This is a genomic window from Zhenhengia sp. (assembly GCF_046966505.1).
Taxonomy (GTDB): Bacteria; Bacillota; Clostridia; order Lachnospirales; family Cellulosilyticaceae; genus Zhenhengia; species Zhenhengia yiwuensis.
Genome location: NZ_JBKVCH010000003.1, coordinates 69,912 through 88,216, shown reverse-complemented (window position 1 = coordinate 88,216; position 18,305 = coordinate 69,912). Strand labels below are relative to the sequence as shown.

16 protein-coding genes are annotated in these 18,305 nt (G+C 34.7%); 12 read left to right on the top strand and 4 right to left on the bottom strand.

What is annotated here, in order from left to right:
* Both ACLTBU_RS04555 and ACLTBU_RS04550 read left to right on the top strand, forming a co-directional pair.
* Positions 1–594: an NTP transferase domain-containing protein gene (locus ACLTBU_RS04555; protein ID WP_249331167.1), complete on the top strand. Its 594-nt coding sequence runs from the start codon at positions 1–3 to the stop codon at positions 592–594.
* Positions 582–1,154: a xanthine phosphoribosyltransferase gene (locus ACLTBU_RS04550; RefSeq protein ID WP_249331168.1), complete on the top strand. Its 573-nt coding sequence runs from the start codon at positions 582–584 to the stop codon at positions 1,152–1,154. The genes ACLTBU_RS04555 and ACLTBU_RS04550 overlap by 13 nt, the downstream gene beginning before the upstream one ends.
* A 66-nt stretch (positions 1,155–1,220) precedes the next feature.
* Here the strand turns inward: ACLTBU_RS04550 and ACLTBU_RS04545 are convergent, their stop codons facing one another.
* Positions 1,221–2,780 (bottom strand): hypothetical protein, encoded by a 1,560-nt coding sequence (locus ACLTBU_RS04545; protein ID WP_412217840.1) that lies wholly within the window; start codon positions 2,778–2,780, stop codon positions 1,221–1,223.
* Between the two features lie 149 nt (positions 2,781–2,929).
* Here ACLTBU_RS04545 and glgB point away from each other — a divergent pair, with 149 nt between their 5' ends.
* Together glgB and ACLTBU_RS04535 are read left to right on the top strand one after the other, a co-directional pair.
* Positions 2,930–5,137 (top strand): 1,4-alpha-glucan branching protein GlgB, encoded by a 2,208-nt coding sequence (gene glgB, locus ACLTBU_RS04540; RefSeq protein ID WP_412217838.1) that lies wholly within the window; start codon positions 2,930–2,932, stop codon positions 5,135–5,137.
* A gap of 179 nt (positions 5,138–5,316) precedes the next feature.
* Positions 5,317–5,853, top strand: coding sequence for a transposase (locus ACLTBU_RS04535; RefSeq protein WP_249331171.1), 537 nt, complete (start codon positions 5,317–5,319; stop codon positions 5,851–5,853).
* Between the two features lie 22 nt (positions 5,854–5,875).
* Here the strand turns inward: ACLTBU_RS04535 and argH are convergent, their stop codons facing one another.
* Positions 5,876–7,255, bottom strand: a complete 1,380-nt coding sequence (argH, locus tag ACLTBU_RS04530) for an argininosuccinate lyase (protein ID WP_249331172.1) — start codon at positions 7,253–7,255, stop codon at positions 5,876–5,878.
* A 13-nt stretch (positions 7,256–7,268) separates the two neighbouring features.
* The gene (locus tag ACLTBU_RS04525) at positions 7,269–8,483 is read right to left on the bottom strand and encodes an argininosuccinate synthase (protein WP_249331173.1); all 1,215 of its coding nucleotides are present in this window, start codon (positions 8,481–8,483) and stop codon (positions 7,269–7,271) included.
* A gap of 194 nt (positions 8,484–8,677) precedes the next feature.
* On the opposite strand from ACLTBU_RS04525, the gene ACLTBU_RS04520 reads away from it, so the two are divergent.
* From ACLTBU_RS04520 to ACLTBU_RS04485, 8 genes are all read left to right on the top strand, one after another.
* Entirely contained in the window at positions 8,678–9,430 is a 753-nt protein-coding gene (locus ACLTBU_RS04520) for a YesL family protein (RefSeq protein WP_249331174.1), read from the top strand.
* Between the two features lie 34 nt (positions 9,431–9,464).
* Positions 9,465–10,745, top strand: coding sequence for an O-acetylhomoserine aminocarboxypropyltransferase/cysteine synthase family protein (locus ACLTBU_RS04515; protein ID WP_412217833.1), 1,281 nt, complete (start codon positions 9,465–9,467; stop codon positions 10,743–10,745).
* A 54-nt stretch (positions 10,746–10,799) separates the two neighbouring features.
* On the top strand, positions 10,800–11,138 hold the full coding sequence (locus ACLTBU_RS04510) for a YHS domain-containing protein (RefSeq protein ID WP_177671155.1): 339 nt from the start codon (positions 10,800–10,802) through the stop codon (positions 11,136–11,138).
* 76 nt (positions 11,139–11,214) lie between these two features.
* The gene (locus ACLTBU_RS04505; protein WP_177671154.1) at positions 11,215–12,003 is read left to right on the top strand and encodes a divergent polysaccharide deacetylase family protein; all 789 of its coding nucleotides are present in this window, start codon (positions 11,215–11,217) and stop codon (positions 12,001–12,003) included.
* A 53-nt stretch (positions 12,004–12,056) separates the two neighbouring features.
* On the top strand, positions 12,057–14,960 hold the full coding sequence (locus ACLTBU_RS04500; RefSeq protein WP_412217830.1) for an insulinase family protein: 2,904 nt from the start codon (positions 12,057–12,059) through the stop codon (positions 14,958–14,960).
* Between the two features lie 127 nt (positions 14,961–15,087).
* Positions 15,088–15,852, top strand: a complete 765-nt coding sequence (locus ACLTBU_RS04495) for a glucose 1-dehydrogenase (RefSeq protein WP_249331177.1) — start codon at positions 15,088–15,090, stop codon at positions 15,850–15,852.
* 10 nt (positions 15,853–15,862) lie between these two features.
* Positions 15,863–16,423, top strand: a complete 561-nt coding sequence (locus ACLTBU_RS04490; RefSeq protein WP_177671151.1) for a hypothetical protein — start codon at positions 15,863–15,865, stop codon at positions 16,421–16,423.
* Positions 16,424–16,436: 13 nt separating this feature from the next.
* Complete coding sequence (locus tag ACLTBU_RS04485; protein ID WP_249331178.1) at positions 16,437–17,411, top strand: RluA family pseudouridine synthase; 975 nt, start codon at positions 16,437–16,439, stop codon at positions 17,409–17,411.
* A 12-nt stretch (positions 17,412–17,423) separates the two neighbouring features.
* Here the strand turns inward: ACLTBU_RS04485 and ACLTBU_RS04480 are convergent, their stop codons facing one another.
* Positions 17,424–18,146: a hypothetical protein gene (locus ACLTBU_RS04480; protein ID WP_177671149.1), complete on the bottom strand. Its 723-nt coding sequence runs from the start codon at positions 18,144–18,146 to the stop codon at positions 17,424–17,426.
* Positions 18,147–18,305 lie beyond the last annotated feature (159 nt).

Below are 18,305 nucleotides of genomic sequence, written 5' to 3'. Positions count from 1 at the left end.
ATGCGTATCCATGCTATTGTACTTGCAGCGGGTTTGAGCACACGTTTTGGTGATGATAAGCTTGCGAAACTTTATAAAGGACAAACGGTCCTTAATTATCTTTTGAATAAGTTAAAAGAACTACCATTTGAAGAAGTTTACGTTGTAACGAATGAAAAGACTTATAAGCTTATAGATGAAAGACTAAAGTTCAACATTTTAATCAATAAAGATGCACAGCAAGGGATAAGTACTTCTATACGATTAGGTTTGCAACTAAGTAGTGAATGTGAGGCTTATTGCTTTATAGTTGCAGACCAGCTTGCTTTAAAAAAAGAGACAATAGCGGATATGCTTAACACTTACAAGGACAATCAAACAGGTATTTTATGTGCTTCCCATAGAGGGGAATTAGGTAATCCTGTTATTTTTAGTAACTGCTATAAAGAAGAACTTATGCAGCTGAAAGGAGATGTGGGAGGTAAAAAAGTGCTGAAGAAACATTTAGCTGATGTAACCCTTTTTGAAGTAAGCGATAAGAACGAACTTATAGATATAGACACAAAATTAGACTGGAATAGATTACTAATGGAGGAAAAATCATGGAGCAACTAAAACAAAGAATTTTAACAGAAGGTCGTGTGAAAAGCGGGAATGTATTAAAGGTAGATAGCTTTTTAAATCATCAGATGGATATTCATCTATTTGATGAGATGGGAAAGGCATTTAAAGAGCGTTATAAAGAAGATGAAATTACAAAGATTGTCACAATTGAGGCATCAGGTATAGGGATTGCTTGCATAGTTGCAAGACACTTTAATGTGCCTGTTGTATTTGCTAAGAAGTCAGAATCACGTAACTTAGATGGAGATCTTTATACAAGTCCAATCTATTCTTTTACACATCAAAAGGAATATATGGTACGTGTAAGTAAGAAATTCTTATCAGCAGAAGATAAAGTACTTGTTATTGATGATTTCCTTGCAAATGGGAAAGCACTTATTGGATTATTAGATATCATTAAACAATCAGGAGCGACACTTGTAGGTGCAGGGATTGCAATTGAAAAAGGATTCCAAGGTGGTGGAGATGCACTCCGTGAACAAGGTATACGTATTGAGTCACTTGCGATTATAGATGAAATGGGTGAAGATTTTATCAAATTTAGAGATTAAATAGGATTATAAAAAACACCCTATAAGAAGGAGGATAACCTGCTACTTATAGGGTGTTTTTCTAATTTATGAGTGGTGGTGATGTCCACACCCACAGTCGTGATCATCATCGTGATGATGATCGCCGCAGCACTCATGGGCGTCATGGTGATGGTGTCCACCGCAACATTTATGATTTTCTTCATGATGGTGATGGTCATGTCCGCAACCACAGTGGTCATCATGCTCCATACCGTAAAGTGGTGAATCATCATAGTAATCATCTTCAAAATCATAAGGTACATAGCCATCTTGATCCACGCCGCTTAATGTATCAAAGAAGCCCTTTTCTTCAAGGACATTGCTTAAGTACATCATAGTGAATAGATTACGTTTTGGATCAGATACATTTTCAAAACCTTGCATAATATAGTTATAGAAAGTTTGTTCATTCATAATGAAAGGCACAACAGACATAAAGTATTGCATACGTAATTTGCGAGGGATAGGAGCAAGCGTATTTAGTCTTGTACGTAAATCACTCATAAAGTCTTTAAGTACCTCTAGTACTTCTTGGCTATAAGGCTCATGCTTACCAGCATCAAATCCAAAGACATGATGAACAGACATGCTTAGGTAAGTTTGCATCAGTACAAAGAGTGGATCGATCTCTTTTGTTTTGCAAGCTTTTTTATAAAGTCCATTTAACTCTTCTTTAATAGTTCCAACACGTTCAGGAAGTGTTTCAAGGAAGATATCTTTATCATCTGAATCTGTTAAGATGTTTTGAATTGTACAGTATAAGTCATAGAAGCTTACATGTAGATCTGTAAGGGTTTCGAAAGAAAGTGCATCAAAAATAAGTAAGTTACTAAATGAACAAATCATATGATAAAGATTTTGGAGTAAATCAATAGCAAAATCTAAAGTTTCATTTGTAAGATCGGCTTCTTCGAAGAATTCTTCAGGGTCTTCAATGAGTTGAAGTTCTTCAAGACTTCTTCTAATATCTACAAAGCTTAATCCGTAATTTTCATAAAGTTGTCCATCAAAAAGTTGAAGGAGGATACTTGTTAAAAACTCAGCATTTTCTCTTGTGTCTTCAATGTTAATTTTTTGAAGGCTCTTCTCAACATAAGCTAAGAAGCTGTCTTTAGTCATACGCATTGGAACGTATGGAAGTAGGCTTGCTGCACGGTCTTGGCGTTTGTGAGGGACTTTCTCAGCGAAGACAAAGCTACTACAGTCTTTAGCAAGCATATTAAAGTCCATATTTTTAGCATCTTCTTCTGTCAGATGGTAATCTTCATAAGTTGCTTCATTAATAGAGCTTTTAAGATTGTAAAGAGAAGTAAGATGCATAAGTTCACGTTTATAAGCACTTAAACTACGGAATTTCTCTTCTAGAGTTTTACGGTAGTCTACTAAATTTTGAGCATAAGTTTCTTTAAATTCACTTTCGCCATCTAAAAGACTAGGAAGTGTTGTAAAGAGTGTTTTTAAGTCAGATAAAATGCCTGATACGTCTTCATCAAAGTATTGGAAAGAAGAAGTACAAGGATTTTTAAGTACATTTAAATAATCATCTATCATACAAATATATGAATAGGAAACAGCTGCAAATATAGATTTTTGATTGTTGTCCATAAAAATCTCCTTTCAAAGTCATACTCTATTAAGAATATACAATTTCTATATAACATGCAAGCCTAATTCTAAGGTATTTGTAAAAATATGGTTTATTTTCTTGAAATTATTACCATAGTCAATTAAAATAATATAAAGGGGGTAGAAAAATGGAACAATTCAATCTAATCGGTCAGGATAAGAGACAAGCTCTCTTAAATGGCGAATCTAAAAATCCTCATCAATTACTTGGTTTACATGAATATACAATAGATGAAAAAATGAAACTAACAGTATGTATTTATAGACCAGATGCTAAAAGTATAAGTATTGCACCAGTAGGGGATAAGCAAAAAAAATATAAATTAATGCCAGTTGGTGAAGGATTATTTTTTTGTGTACTGCAACGTAGAAAACATAGATTCATTTATAGGGTATTTTGCGAAGATGAACAGGGAAATAAATGGAATTATATTGACCCCTACCAATTTGAAAGCTTTTTATCAGGGGAAGATTTAAGACTTTTTGAAGTAGGGAAGCATTATACACTTTATGAAAAGCTAGGGGCACATTTTACTACATTAGGAGGGGTAAAAGGCGTTTCTTTTGCAGTATGGGCGCCTAACGCCAAACGTGTGAGTGTAGTAGGAGACTTTAATCTATGGGATGGTAGAAGACATAGTATGAGATGCCTAGGGACAAATGGTATTTGGGAAATCTTTATACCAGAGATTGAAGTAGATAGCTGCTATAAATATGAAATTAAAACACAGGATGACACACTTCTTTATAAAGCAGATCCCTATGCTACAAGAAGTGAGCTAAGACCTCATACAGCCTCTAGGGTTTATACGCAGGATAGTTATAAATGGCATGATAAAAAGTGGTTAGAAAGTAGAATGAAAAAAGAATGGCATAGGTCCCCTATGTCTATTTATGAGTTACATATAGGTTCATGGAAAATGCATGCTGATGGAAACTTTTATACTTATAGAGAGCTTGCAGATGAGTTAGCGGATTATATTAAGGAAATGGGCTATACCCATATAGAACTATTAGGCATTTTAGAGCATCCTTTTGATGGATCATGGGGTTATCAGGTAACAGGTTACTTTGCACCAACGAGTAGATATGGTACACCTGATGATTTTAAATACCTTATAGATAAAATGCATCGTAATAAAATAGGTGTTATTTTAGACTGGGTACCTGCACATTTTCCTAAGGATGCATTTGGACTTGAAAAATTCGATGGGACGGCACTGTATGAACATTTTTTACCTGAACAGGCTAATCATCCACAGTGGGGCACGTTAATTTTTAATTATGGAAGAAAGGAAGTATGTTTATTCCTTATCAATAGTGCACTTTCATGGTTTAGTCAATATCATATTGATGGGCTTAGGGTAGATGCTGTAGCTTCTATGCTTTATTTAGATTTTGGAAGAGAAGGTGGAAATTATATTCCAAACCGTAATGGAGGCAGGGAAAACCTAGAAGCCATTGCGTTTTTAAAGCAGCTTAATACGGTAGTTTATGAAAAGTTCCAAGGTATTATGATGATTGCGGAAGAGTCTACCGATTGGGCTGGTGTCACACATCCTGTAGATCAGGGAGGACTTGGATTCGGATTTAAATGGAATATGGGATGGATGAATGATTACCTTAAATACATGGGGATGGATCCTCTTTTTAGAAAGTATGAGCATAATAAAATTACATTTAGTTTAATGTATGCTTTTAGTGAAAATTTCATTTTACCTTTATCTCATGATGAAGTTGTACATGGTAAGAGCCCGATGATTTATAAAATGCCAGGCGATGAGTGGAAGAAGTTTGCCAACTTACGTGTATGCTATGGTTATATGTTTACACATCCAGGTAAGAAAATGCTCTTTATGGGAAATGACTTTGCTCAAACTAATGAATGGACAGAAAAAGAAGAACTTAAATGGGGGCTTTTACAGTATGAACCACATAGACGGATGCAACGTTTTGTAAAAGACTTAAATACTTTCTATAAAGAACAAAAGAGCTTATGGCAGTTAGATGATACCTATGATGGGTTTGAGTGGATTGACTGCGATAATAGGGACCAAAGTATAGTCTCTTTTATACGTAAAGGGAAAAAAGAAGAAGATTATTTAGTTGTTGTAGTCAACTTTACACCTGAAGTAAGGCATAGTTATAGGATTGGTGTGCCAGAGAGAGGTACTTATAAAGAAATACTCAATAGTGACCATCCTATTTATGGAGGAAGTGGCGTTTTAAATACTCATGTAGTAGCGGTAGATGCACCATGGCACAATCAAAGTCAGCATATTGTAATAGAAATCCCACCTCTTGCAATAACTGTATTAAAAAAAGAAAAAAACTAAAGAAGGAGACTTTTTCATTATAAATGGGAATTCGGAGGGGGATAATGGGAGGTAAAAGTATCAGTGATTTATACATGGAGTTCTAGGAAGGTAGTTTCTCTATAAAGGTTCTTAAGAATACTCCTTTATTTGTTTAATTATTAGAAAGTATGTAAATAATTAAATAAAGGAGTGAGTCGATGCAAGGATTAAGGATACAACAGGATCCAGCTTATCATCAACTAACCATTACTCATATAGGTACAGAAGAAGTATTACAAACTTTATATGATACAGAACTGGGACAATTTTATCACTGGCTTAGGTTTTACAATGAACCACTTGATTATATAGAAGTGCCTTTTAATGAAGCTTATATCGAAATTATCTATGTTTTAAAACCAAAGGTGCTGATTGTTATTAATAAAGAAACGGTTTATCAGTTTCTGACTAGACTGTTTGGCAAGGATGCTTTATATTGTATGGAAGAAGTAGCAGCAACGTTTGTGCAAGGTAGTGATTTAGGATTCAGTTATGATATAAAGGATTTTCTTGTAAAATTTTATAATGCATCTACAAGAGGAGAGGCACTCCAAGTTTATAATAGGTGGCAGGAACTTATTCCACTTAATAATGAAGGCCTTTATAAAGTATTAGAGATTATAGAATATTATCTAGATGAGATTTTAAACTATTTTGATTTAAGAACAAAAAAACGAGAGAAAGTTATGGGATAACTTTCTCTCGTTTTTTATGCACTCATTTTGATTGTTCTAAAAAAGCATGAGCGGCTTTTAAATGGTCTAAGACAGCTTCTTTACTTGGCCCACCTTTAACACGTCTTTCATTAACGCAAGTTGTAAGACGGATAGCCTCATAAATATCTTCTTCAAAAATTGGATGAATAGCCTTATAAGCTTCTAAAGAAAGATTTTCAAGGTCAGTACTATGCGTAACACAATGAAGGACAAGTTTACCAATAACCTCATGGGCATCACGGAAAGCCAATCCTTTCTTCACAAGATAATCGGCTGCATCAGTAGCATTGGTAAAGCCACCTGAAGCTGCCTTATACATAGCTTCCTTACATACAGTCATAGTTTGAAGCATAGCTGTAAAGATAGGGAGACACATTTTAATCGTATCTATAGCATCAAAAGTGCGTTCCTTATCTTCTTGCATATCTTTGTTATAAGCAAGAGGCAGGGATTTCATAGTGGATAAAAGACCTATTAAATCGCCATACACACGGCCGCATTTGCCACGTACAAGCTCGGCGATATCAGGGTTTTTCTTCTGAGGCATAATAGAGCTACCTGTACTGTAAGCATCATCAAGTTCAATAAAGTGGAATTCATGACTACTCCAAAGGATAATTTCTTCACTGAAGCGGCTTAAGTGCATCATCATAGTACTTAAATTAGATAAGAGGTCTATACAGAAGTCTCGGTCTGATACACCATCTATACTATTAGCACAGACTTCTTTAAAGCCAAGTGCATCTGCAACAGCTTGGCGGTCTAAAGGGTAAGTGGTAGTAGCGAGTGCACCACTTCCAAGAGGCAGGCTACTTGTCATCTCATAAGTAAACTCTAATTTTTTATAATCACGCTTAAACATTTCAAAGTAAGCCATTAAGTGATGGGCAAAAGTAATAGGCTGTGCACGCTGAAGATGTGTATAGCCTGGCATAATAGTTTCAGTATGCTCATTGGCTATATCTGTAATAACGCTCATAAGGTGGTGAAGCATATCTTTAATAGCTAAAATTTCTTCCATGACATAAAGACGCATATCAAGAGCTACTTGATCATTACGGCTTCTACCTGTATGCATTTTCTTGGCTACATCACCAATACGATGAATAAGAAGTGTTTCAATATTCATATGAATATCTTCAGCCTTAACATTAAATTCTACATAGCCTTCTTCTATATCTTGAAGGAGACTAAGAAGGCCTTCTTTGATCGTAACAGCTTCTTCCTCTTTAATAATGTTTTGTTTGCCAAGCATCATAACATGAGCGATGCTTCCTAAAATATCTTGCTTATAGAGCCTTGCATCAAAAGAGATAGAGGAGTTAAAATGATCCGTTAAAGCATCTGTATCTTTTGCAAAGCGCCCTCCCCAAAGTTTCATAAGTTCTATCCTCCTAGTTGTCTTCTTGATGAGCGGCCTCCATAAGTGCACGCACTTTAAGTGGAAGTCCATAAAGATTAATAAAGCCTGTTGCATCATGGTGATTATAAAGATCACCAGTTGTGAAACTTGCTAAGTTCTCGCTATAAAGTGAGTAAGGAGAAGAAGCACCTTGAGGAATAATATTTCCTTTATAAAGTTTAAGTTTCACTTCACCTGTTACGACTTTTTGGGTGCTTGTAACAAAAGCACCTAAAGCTTCACGAAGTGGTGTAAACCATTTGCCATTATAAATAAGGTCTGCGTATTGAAGCGCAACTTCTTGTTTATAACGGTAAGTTTCACGGTCAAGTGTAAGGTGTTCAAGTTCATCATGTGCTTTATAAAGAATAGTGCCACCTGGTGTTTCATAAACACCGCGAGATTTCATACCTACAACGCGGTTTTCTACAATATCTTCAATACCGATACCATTTGCTCCCCCGAGCTCATTAAGTTTTTCAAGAAGAAGAGAAGGTCTTGTTTCGACGCCGTTTAAATGTGTTGGTACACCGTTTTTAAAAGTAAGAGTGATAAAAGTTGGTTCATCTGGCGCTTGTTCTGGAGAAACACCTAGTTTAAGAAGTTTTTCATAGTGAGGTGCATTCCAAGGGTCCTCTAAGTCAAGCCCTTCATGAGAGATATGCCACATGTTACGATCACGGCTATAACTGTCTTCTTTCTTCATAGGAACTTCAAGGCCACGTTCTTCAAGATAGGCGATTTCTTCTTCGCGTGAAGAAATATCCCAGATACGCCATGGTGCAATAACTTTAAGGTGAGGCGCAAGTGCTGCAATACCTAATTCAAAACGAATTTGGTCATTGCCTTTACCTGTACAGCCGTGGCAAATAGCTACAGCCTTTTCTTTTAATGCAATTTTTACAAGTGTTTTGGCGATAACAGCACGTGCAATAGAAGTACCTAAATAATATTTAGATTCATAGATAGCACCAGATTGAATCATTGGAAATACATATTCCTCCATAAATTCATCTTTCACATCTTCTACGTAAACTTTACTTACTCCCATTTTTAGTGCACGTTCACGAAGGCCTACAAGTTCTGCATCCTGCCCTACATTAATACATACAGCAATAACCTCATAGTCATAGTTTTCCTTAAGCCATGGAATAAGGACGGATGTATCTAAACCACCTGAATAAGCTAAAACCACTTTTTCTTTCATAATGAATACCCCCTATAGTAATATAAAATAATATATATGATTATTTATGTATAATTATACATTAAAAAAATTAAATTTCAAGTATTATTTTTATTAACATTCAAATTATAATTTCTACATATGATTCGCTTATGATATATAGTATAATGATACTATCACTTCACAGTAAGAAGAATGACTAGGAGGTTTTTAAAGTGAAACTATTTGATTTAGACGGGCCAGTATACCGTATAGGAACGGAAATTGCTGATCTGCTCATTTTAACGTTTTACTGGATTGTGTGTAGTTTACCTATTATTTCAATAGGAGCATCTACAACAGCAGTTTTTTATGTGTATGGGAAAAAGGTAAGAGGTGAAGATGTCTATGTAACAAAAGACTTTTTTAAAAGTTTCAAAGAAAACTTTAAGGTCTCTATTCCAATTACGCTAGGAATAGGTGTTTTATGGCTTTCATGCTTTTTATACCGTATGATTTTAGTGGCTTATAATGGACAAGTTTCATTCCTGTTTACAGGATTTGCACTTTTCTTAGTGCTTGAAACATCCATATTAACACTTTATGTGTTTGCCATCTTGTCACGTTTCCATATGAAAGGTTTTAGCATCTTTTTAACAGGCTTTGTTTTTGCACATAAACATCTTGCATCAAGTCTTATTATGGTAGGTATTGCACTTTTAGTTCAGGTAGCAAGTATTGCATTTCCTATGATGCTTTTAATTACACCTGTATTAACAATGGCACTTTGTTCTTTCTTCATTCAAAAGAACTTCACACTTCATATTAAAGCTGCAGAAGAAGCTGCAAAACGTAGTGAGGATTCAGCAAATGAAGAAGACGATGAAGAAGATGATGAGTATGAAGATGAAGAAGATGATGATGAGTATGAAGAAGATGAATCAAATACTGAAGAAGATGAAGATAAATCTTTCCTAAAATATATCTAAGTAGAGTTTGATACAAAAGAAAAGGGGAATAAAAATGGAACATAACTGGAGAATTGAAACTAAACTTATACAAGAAGGATACAAACCAGGCAACGGGGAGCCTAGAGTACTTCCTATCTACCAAAGCACAACTTATAAATATGATTTAACTGAGCATGTTGCAAAGCTTTTTGACCTTGAAGTACCAGGTCATATGTATTCTAGAATCAGTAATCCCACAGTAGAAGCGCTTGAAAATAAAATTGCAGCTTTAGAAGGTGGTGTAGGAGCCTTATGTACATCATCAGGCCAATCAGCATCTATGGTAGCAATGCTTAATTTATGTGAAGCAGGGGACCATTTTATTGCCCTTAATACTATTTACGGCGGTACATATAACTTATTTGCTATTACTTTTAAGAAATTAGGAGTAGAGGTAAGCTTTGTATCTCCCGATGCCACAAAAGAAGAGGTAGAAAAACTTATTAAACCAAATACAAAAGCTATTTTTGGAGAGACAATTGCTAATCCAGCTTTAGTGGTATTAGATATTGCTTACTGGTCAGAAATTGCACATAGTTATGGTATACCTCTTGTAGTAGATAATACTTTTGCAACACCATACTTATGTAGACCGTTCGAACATGGGGCAGACATAGTAACTCATTCTACTACAAAATATATGGATGGGCATGCTACGAGTGTTGGTGGTGTTATTGTAGATAGTGGCAAGTTCGATTATACAAATGGCAAATTTAAAGGTTTTACAGAGCCAGATGATTCTTACCATGGTTTAACTTATACAAAAGCTTTTGGCAATGCTGCATATATTACAAAAGCTAGGGTACAATTTATAAGAGATATGGGAAATTGTATGAGTCCTCAAAATGCATTCCTCACTCATTTAGGTCTTGAAACCTTACATTTACGTATGGAAAGACATAGTGAAAATGCCTTAAAGGTAGCACAGTTCCTTAAAAATCATCCGAAAGTTGAAAGTGTAAGCTATCCACTTTTAGAAGGGGATAGTCAGTATGAAAAAGCTAAAAAATATTTACCTAAAGGGGCAAGTGGTGTTATTTCTTTTAGTATTAAAGGAAGTCGTGAAGATGCTGTAGCATTTATGGACCATTTAAAACTTGCAGCCATTGTTGTTCATGTAGCAGACGCAAGAACAGCTGTACTTCACCCTGCAAGCTCTACACATAGACAAATGAGTGATAAAGAGTTAGAAGCAGCTGGTATTAGTCCAACTATGATACGTTTAAGTATTGGAATTGAAAATGTATTAGATATCATTGAAGATTTAGAAGAAGCCTTTACATATTCAAACTAAATTCACATTCTTTAGGTATAATGGCATTATTTCTAAATAGAAAGGATCCGTCAAATGGTTGTTTTTGATTTTATATTAGATATTTTTCTTATTATGATGTTAATCAGTTTATTTAACTTAGTACGCTATACGCTTAAGATAAGAAAAATTATGAAAATGCATAAAGATAATCCAAATATCAAAGGCATCTCCATTGTGAATGGAGAGATTAAAATTATAGAAAATGTGCCAAACCTATCTGAAGTAGGCACTGAAGAAAAGGCAAAAGATTTAGTAACAGACCCTATATGCGGCAAAGAAATTCTTAAGCAAGATGCTTATCGCATTGTAAAAGATGGCGTAGAATATTTCTTCTGTAGTTGGGAATGTAGAGAAAAATTTTTAGCACATTAAACACTTGTTTAAAACAAGTGTTTTTTTTTGCCTAAAGACACATACTAAAACATAATGTGAAAAAAGAGGCGACAATATGAAAAGAACAACACGTATCATAAAAAGTTTAGTAAGTGCATTTATTTTATTAATGGGGTTAGTATGCCCACTATATGCACAGGAGGTTCAGAATCAAAAAGTATATATAGCTATAATTATTGATGACTTTGGTAATCAAATGGCAGGAACAGAAGAAATTGCAAAATTACCTATTCCACTTACAGGTGCTGTGATTCCAGGTATGCCTTTTGCAAAGGATGATGCTAAAAAACTTCATGATGCAGGTAAGGAAGTTATTTTGCATGTACCACTTGAACCTATTAAGGGGAAACCAAACTGGCTTGGGCCAAAAGGAATTACTTCAGGAATGAGTAGTGAAAAGATTAGAGGGGTATTAGAAGAATCTATGACAGAAATCCCTTATGCAGTAGGGATGAACAATCATATGGGATCTCGTGCAATGCAAAGTAAAAATGTAGTAGGAACACTTATGGACTTTGCTAATGAAAAAGGTTTTTACTTTGTAGATAGTAAAACTTATGATAATAAGGTTGCACAGGAAATTGCTACTGAGAGACATACACCGTATTTGGTAAGAGATGTTTTTCTAGATAATACACCAAGTACAGGTTATGTAGTAGAGCGCTTAAATGAAGCTTATAAAGTCGCGAAAGAAAAAGGTTATGCCGTTGTAATTGGTCATGTAGGTCCAGAGAAAGGTCCTCATACTGCAGCGGCACTGAAGTCTATGATTAGCCAGTTACAGGCTAAAAACGTAGAATTTGTAACGGTTAGCCAGCTTATGCGCAACTTGCAAGGACAATAGAAAAATGATAAACTGAAGTTTATAAATAAAAATTTAAAAATAAGGAGAATGTAATGGAACAGAAGGTTAAAGGATATACCCTTTTAAACACTGAATATATAAAAGAAATAGATAGTAATGTTCATCTTTACGAGCATGACTGTACAAAAGCAAAGATTCTCTATATGCAAAGTGAAGATCCTCATAAAACATTTGGGATTGCTTTTAGAACACCTCCTCATGATAGTACAGGTGTAGCTCATATTATCGAACACTCTGTCCTTTGTGGTTCTAGAAAATTTCCGCTTAAAGACCCCTTTATTGAGCTTTCAAAAGGTTCTTTAAATACTTATTTAAATGCTATGACTTATCCGGATAAAACGATTTATCCAATTTCAAGTCAGAATGATGCAGATTTTCATAACTTAATGGATGTGTATTTAGATGCTGTATTCTTCCCAAACATTTATAAGAATGATTATATCCTTATGCAGGAAGGTTGGCGTTATCATTTAGAAAATGAAAATGACCCACTAGAATACAAAGGGGTTGTTTATAATGAAATGAAAGGTGCTTTTTCTTCTCCAGAAGAGGTAGGGTTTAGAAAAATTAAAGAAGCCCTTTTCCCAGATACCACTTATCACAATGAGTCAGGTGGTGCACCAGAGGCTATCGTAGACTTAACTTATGAAGACTTTTTAGCCTTCCATAAAAAGTACTATCATCCATCTAATAGCTACATTGGGCTATATGGAGATATGAATATTGAAGAAGTCTTAACCTTTATAGATGAAGAATACTTATCTCATTTTGAATACCAAGAGGTAGACTCAAAAGTTGCTATGCAGAAGCCTTTTGATACACCTAAGGTAGTAGATACTTACTACTCTGTAGCAGAGGATAGACCAAATCAACTTTATGTATCTGCAAACTGGGTAGTAGGGGAGACAGTAGACCGTGAACTTATGGTAGGGTTATCTATATTAGAATACTTACTACTAGAAACACCAGCATCTCCACTTAAAAAGGCGCTCATTAAAGCGGGGATAGGAGAAGATGTATTTGGTGCTTTCCAAACTCATCTTAAACAGCCTATCTTTAGTGTAATGGCTAAAAATGTAGGTGAAGAAAATAAAGAACGCTTCTATGAAGTCATTGATACAACACTTCATACTTTAGTTAAAGAAGGTATACCAAAGTCACTTCTTCAAGGTGCACTTCAAGTAAAAGAATTTGAATTAAGAGAAGGTGATTTTAAAGGTTACTCCAAAGGCTTGCTCTATTATATAGGGACTATGAAGAGCTGGATTTATGATGAAGACCCTAATATCTATTTAAGATATGAGGATCTTATCGATTCTCTTCAAGCTAAAAAAGATACAGGTTACTTTGAAGAGCTTATTGAAAAATACCTCTTAAACAATAGCCATCATGTTAAAATGATGATTCATCCTAAAGTAGGATTAGATGCAGCTATAGAAGAAAAAGTACAGAAGAAACTAGAAGCTATTAAAGCAAGTTGGACACCAGAACAAATTAAAGCTTGTGTAGAAAAGACACGGGCTTTCAATCAGATGCAAAAAGAACCAGATAGTCTTGAGGCACTTTTAAGTATTCCACTCCTTAAAAAAGAAGAATTAGATAAAGAATCTATGTTCCCACGTTATGAAACAAGGCAGAAAGAGGGAACATCCTATATTATTACACCAATTTTTACAAATCAAATTGCGTATATTAATTACTTTATCAATTTAGAAGGTGTGCCAGATAAAAGTCTTCCTTATTTAGGTATGCTGGTAGGGATGTTAAGTAAATTAGATACAGCTTCTTATGATTATGAAGACTTATCTATGGCCATTGACCAGCACTTAGGTGGTATTGAATTCCATATTCAGTCTATGCATGACGTAAAAAATCCAGCAGCTTACAAAAAAATGTTTGTAGTGAAGACAAAAGCCCTTATTGATGAACTAAAAGACCAAGTAAAACTGGTTCATACCATTATGAATGAAACTTTATTTGAAGACCGCAATCGTATCCGTGAGATTATTAAAGAAATGAAATCTATGATGGAGATGTCATTAAGCAGTGAAGGGCATAAGATTGCTTATAGTATGCTTTTATCCAGTTTTTCACCAGCAGAAGCTTTTGATGAAACGACAAAAGGGTTAAGCTTCTATCAAACAGTTCGTGAAATTGATGAGAACTGGGATGCAAAACAAGATGAAGTTATAGAAAATCTTAAAGAAGCTTACCAGTTCTTTATGAATCGCAAACGCTATACAATAGGACTTACAGTAGATGAAGAGCGTGTTACAGAGTGTATGGATTGTACGTATGATGCATTAAGTAAGCTTGAGGAAGAAGAAATAGTAGAGCACAAAATACCATTTACATCACATTCTATGAAAATGGGACTTATCTATCCGGGGAATGTGAATTATGTAGCCATGGGATATAACTTTAAAAAATTAGGTTTTGATTATCATGGTGGTCTTGTACTTCTTAAATCTATCCTTTCTATGGATTATTTATGGAATGAAGTTCGTGTGAAAAATGGGGCTTATGGTTGCTTTGCAGATTTCAGAAAGAGCGGTAATATGTTCTTTGTATCTTATCGTGATCCTAATGTTGAGAAAACATTAGATATTTACAGACAGATTCCAGAGTATGTTGCATCATTAGAATTAAGTGAACGTGAATTGTTGCAATATTTAATTGGTACAATTAGCAGTATGGACTTCCCTTATACAGCATCTACAGAAGGTTATACAGCTCAAGTCTATGCTTTAGTTGGTACGACAAAAGAAGACATTCAAAGTATAAGAGATGATATCTTTAATGTAGATAATGAAATCCTTAGAAGCTTTGCGGAACCTATTAAAAAAGTACTTGAGCAAGACCAATACTGTGTATTTGGTAATACAGTAAGTATTCCGCAAAATGAGGCCTTATTTGAAGAAACCTTAAAAATTTAAGATATAAAGCAAAAAACACATAAGTTTCTTAAGACTTATGTGTTTTTTTGCTAAGAGATTCTTTTCAGACACGTTTTTTTTTGATAGAATAAACATTAAAGCACTAAACGGAGGTAGGAGGTGTGCTATGGATTTTTCAAATAAAATCGTCGTTGTCACAGGTTCAGGTCAAGGGATTGGTGCATGTGTAGCGACAGAATTTGCAAAATACCATGCAACAGTCATTATTGCTGAAATAGATGAAGAAGCAGGGCTTGAAGTAGAAGAAAACATTAAAGAGGCAGGCGGCGAAGCTTTATTTATAAGAACGGATGTAAGAGACGAGCAGTCTGTTAAAAATATGACTTTAAAAGTAGCTGAGCGTTATGGAAAAATAGATATTTTAGTAAATCATGCGGAAGTGACCACTAATGGTAATCTATTTCATGTATCTGTAGAGGCATTTGAACAAGTTATGCGTGTCAATGTAACAGGGGCTTATATCTGTAGCAAATACTGCGCACCTCATATGATAAGTGAAGGCGCAAGTATTGTGAATATCGCGTCTACAAAAGCACTTATGAGCGAGCCAAATTCAGAAGCTTATGCGGCTTCAAAAGGAGCTCTCCTATCTTTAACGCATGCACTTGCAGCAAGTTTAGGACCAAAGGTAAGAGTTAATGCTATTAGTCCGGGGTGGATTGAAGATAATGCATGGAAGAAAAAGAAAGACAGAAAATTTGTAGCATTAAGAGAGAGGGATCATCAACAACATTTAGCAGGTAGGGTAGGAAGACCAGAAGATATAGCAAGGGCAGTACTTTATTTAAGCAGTGAAGATGCAGGATTTATTACAGGGGGGAACTTTGTAATTGATGGCGGAATGACGGTAAAAATGATTTACGCCGAATAGGGGGATAAAAATGGTCAAACAAAAGAAAAACTATATTGCAGAGAAGAAAAAAAATCATTTCATAAAAGCGGTAATATGGGCAGGTGTCATTATAGCAATAATGGGAGCAGGTATTTTATTACTAGATACACGTTCAAGTTATTTTACAGTAGTGGCGGCAGTACTTGTTTTACCTCTTGCCCTACATATTACACGTTTTTTTGCTTTTGCAAAGTATAAAGATCCAAGCCCTAAGCAAGCGGCACTACTTGAGCAGATGAAAGGTCATTATGGGCTTTATCATAGTGCCATTATACCGGATACAACTTGTACACTCTATTTTGAACATATTATTGTTACAACAAAAAGTATCTATTTTATCAGTAAAAATAAAGAGATCATTCAAAAAGCTAAACCCATCTTAGCATTAAGACTTGGAAATAAAGGTATTCAAAATAGTAAATTACATTTTATTTATGCGGAAAATGGTAAGACTATAAAAAATGCTACCATTAGAATAGAAAAAGATGCGTGTCAAGTTGGTGAAGCACTAGAAAATACAATCAAGATAATTGATGGGATGTTAATGTAAATAGGAGTACATCATGAGAGAAATGGCTATAACCCAGTATGAAGAAGGCCAAAGACTAGATAAGTTTTTATTAAAGTATTTAAATAAGTGTCCCAAGAGCCTCCTTTATAAATTTATGAGAACAAACAAAATTAAATATAATGGTAAGAAACCAAAAGGTAATGAAATTCTGGTAAAAGATGATCAGATTAAATTGTTTCTTCATGACGAACAAATTGTAAGTTTGCAAGAGCAGAAGGAAATTAAAGAAAGTCCAATTCATTTCAAGACTGTTTATGAAGATAAAAATATTCTTATTGTAGATAAGCCTTTAGGATTATTAACACAAAAAGATAAGAAGGATGGACATAGTCTTGCTGAAGAAGTGATTTATCATTTAACCGCAAATGGTTCTTATAACGTTAAAATGGCTAAAGGTTTTACACCAGCACCCTGTAATAGACTTGACCGTAATACAGCAGGGATTGTACTTGTAGGGAAACACCTTAAAGCAACGCAAGAAATTAGTCAGATGCTTAAGACAAAGCAAATTTCTAAATACTATATGAGTATTGTTCTAGGACGTATTACAGAGCCTATTGTATTAAAAGGTTACCATTATAAAGAACCTGGCAAAAATGAAGTGAAAATTGTAGACCACTATATAGAAGGGGCTAAGCCTGTAGAAACGCGTATTTTACCACTTCAGACAAATGGACGTTATACTTTAATAGAAGTACAACTTGTAACAGGTAAAACACATCAAATTCGTGCACACTTAAGTCAGATTGGTCATCCTATTATTGGGGATCCAAAATATGGAGATGCCATTGAAAATGAGTATTTTAAAAATCGTTATGGCCTTTGTTATCAGGTACTTTGTGCATATAAGATTAAATTTGAACTTTGTGAAAGTTTATTTGAATATATGGAAAACCGTGTCTTTACTGTGGCAGCACCGAAGATTTATAGTGAAATCTGCTTAGGTGAAGGACTAATAGGTAGTTAAAGTGGCGAAGCTCTATGCATAGAGTTTCGCCACTTGTTTTGCAAGGGGTAAATTATTCGTATTAAAACAAATTTTAAGTGCACTAAAATAATTACCCTTATCAATAGCAAGTTTAAGAGCGTCATTGGAAGATTGATCTAAATAGTAATAAAGTCTTGCCCTATCCATATTTAAGGAAGCTATGTAATGTGCTGCTGTTAGATAGTTGTTTTCATGTGCTTCATAAGTTGCAATAAGTTCTTGCAGTCTTCTAACAAGCTCAGTATTCTTGCAGCGTTTAGCACATTCTAAAACAGAGTAATAATCGCCAAGTGCTTCAAAGAGCTTAAGGCTATCTTCATATTGTTTACTTAGATAAAGTACAATGGCAACTTCTTCAATTTGTCTGAGCCCGTCCAGTTTCTGAAGAGGGTCAGTCGCCTTATAGAAACATTCGATAGCCTGAAGAAATTGATAAGTTTTCATATAAGCTATACCTGCCTCATAGTAACAGTCACATTCTTTATACAGCTTAGCAGCATAAAGTGGTTTCGTGAAACTATAGAAGTAAGCAGCTTTTTTTTTGTTATGATGTTTCATACAGATAAGAGCACCCTGTTTATAATAACCATGTTCTTCAGCTAGTCCAATAGCACAGGAAGTTGCACCTAATTTTTCGTAGCACACCATAAGCTGCTTAAAGGCATGAGCTTTTTCAAGACAGTAAATGGCCTTTTGATAAGATTTGTTTTTCATATAAAGTAACCCAGAAGCGAAATAAAGGTGGTTTCTTTTAAGGACCAAAGCTTTTTCATTGGAAGTAAGACGAAAGAAATTGAACTTTGTAAATAGACATTTTATAATAAAAAGAACATAATACATAAAGCCCCTCCAATCTAATGAACTTAATTTTAT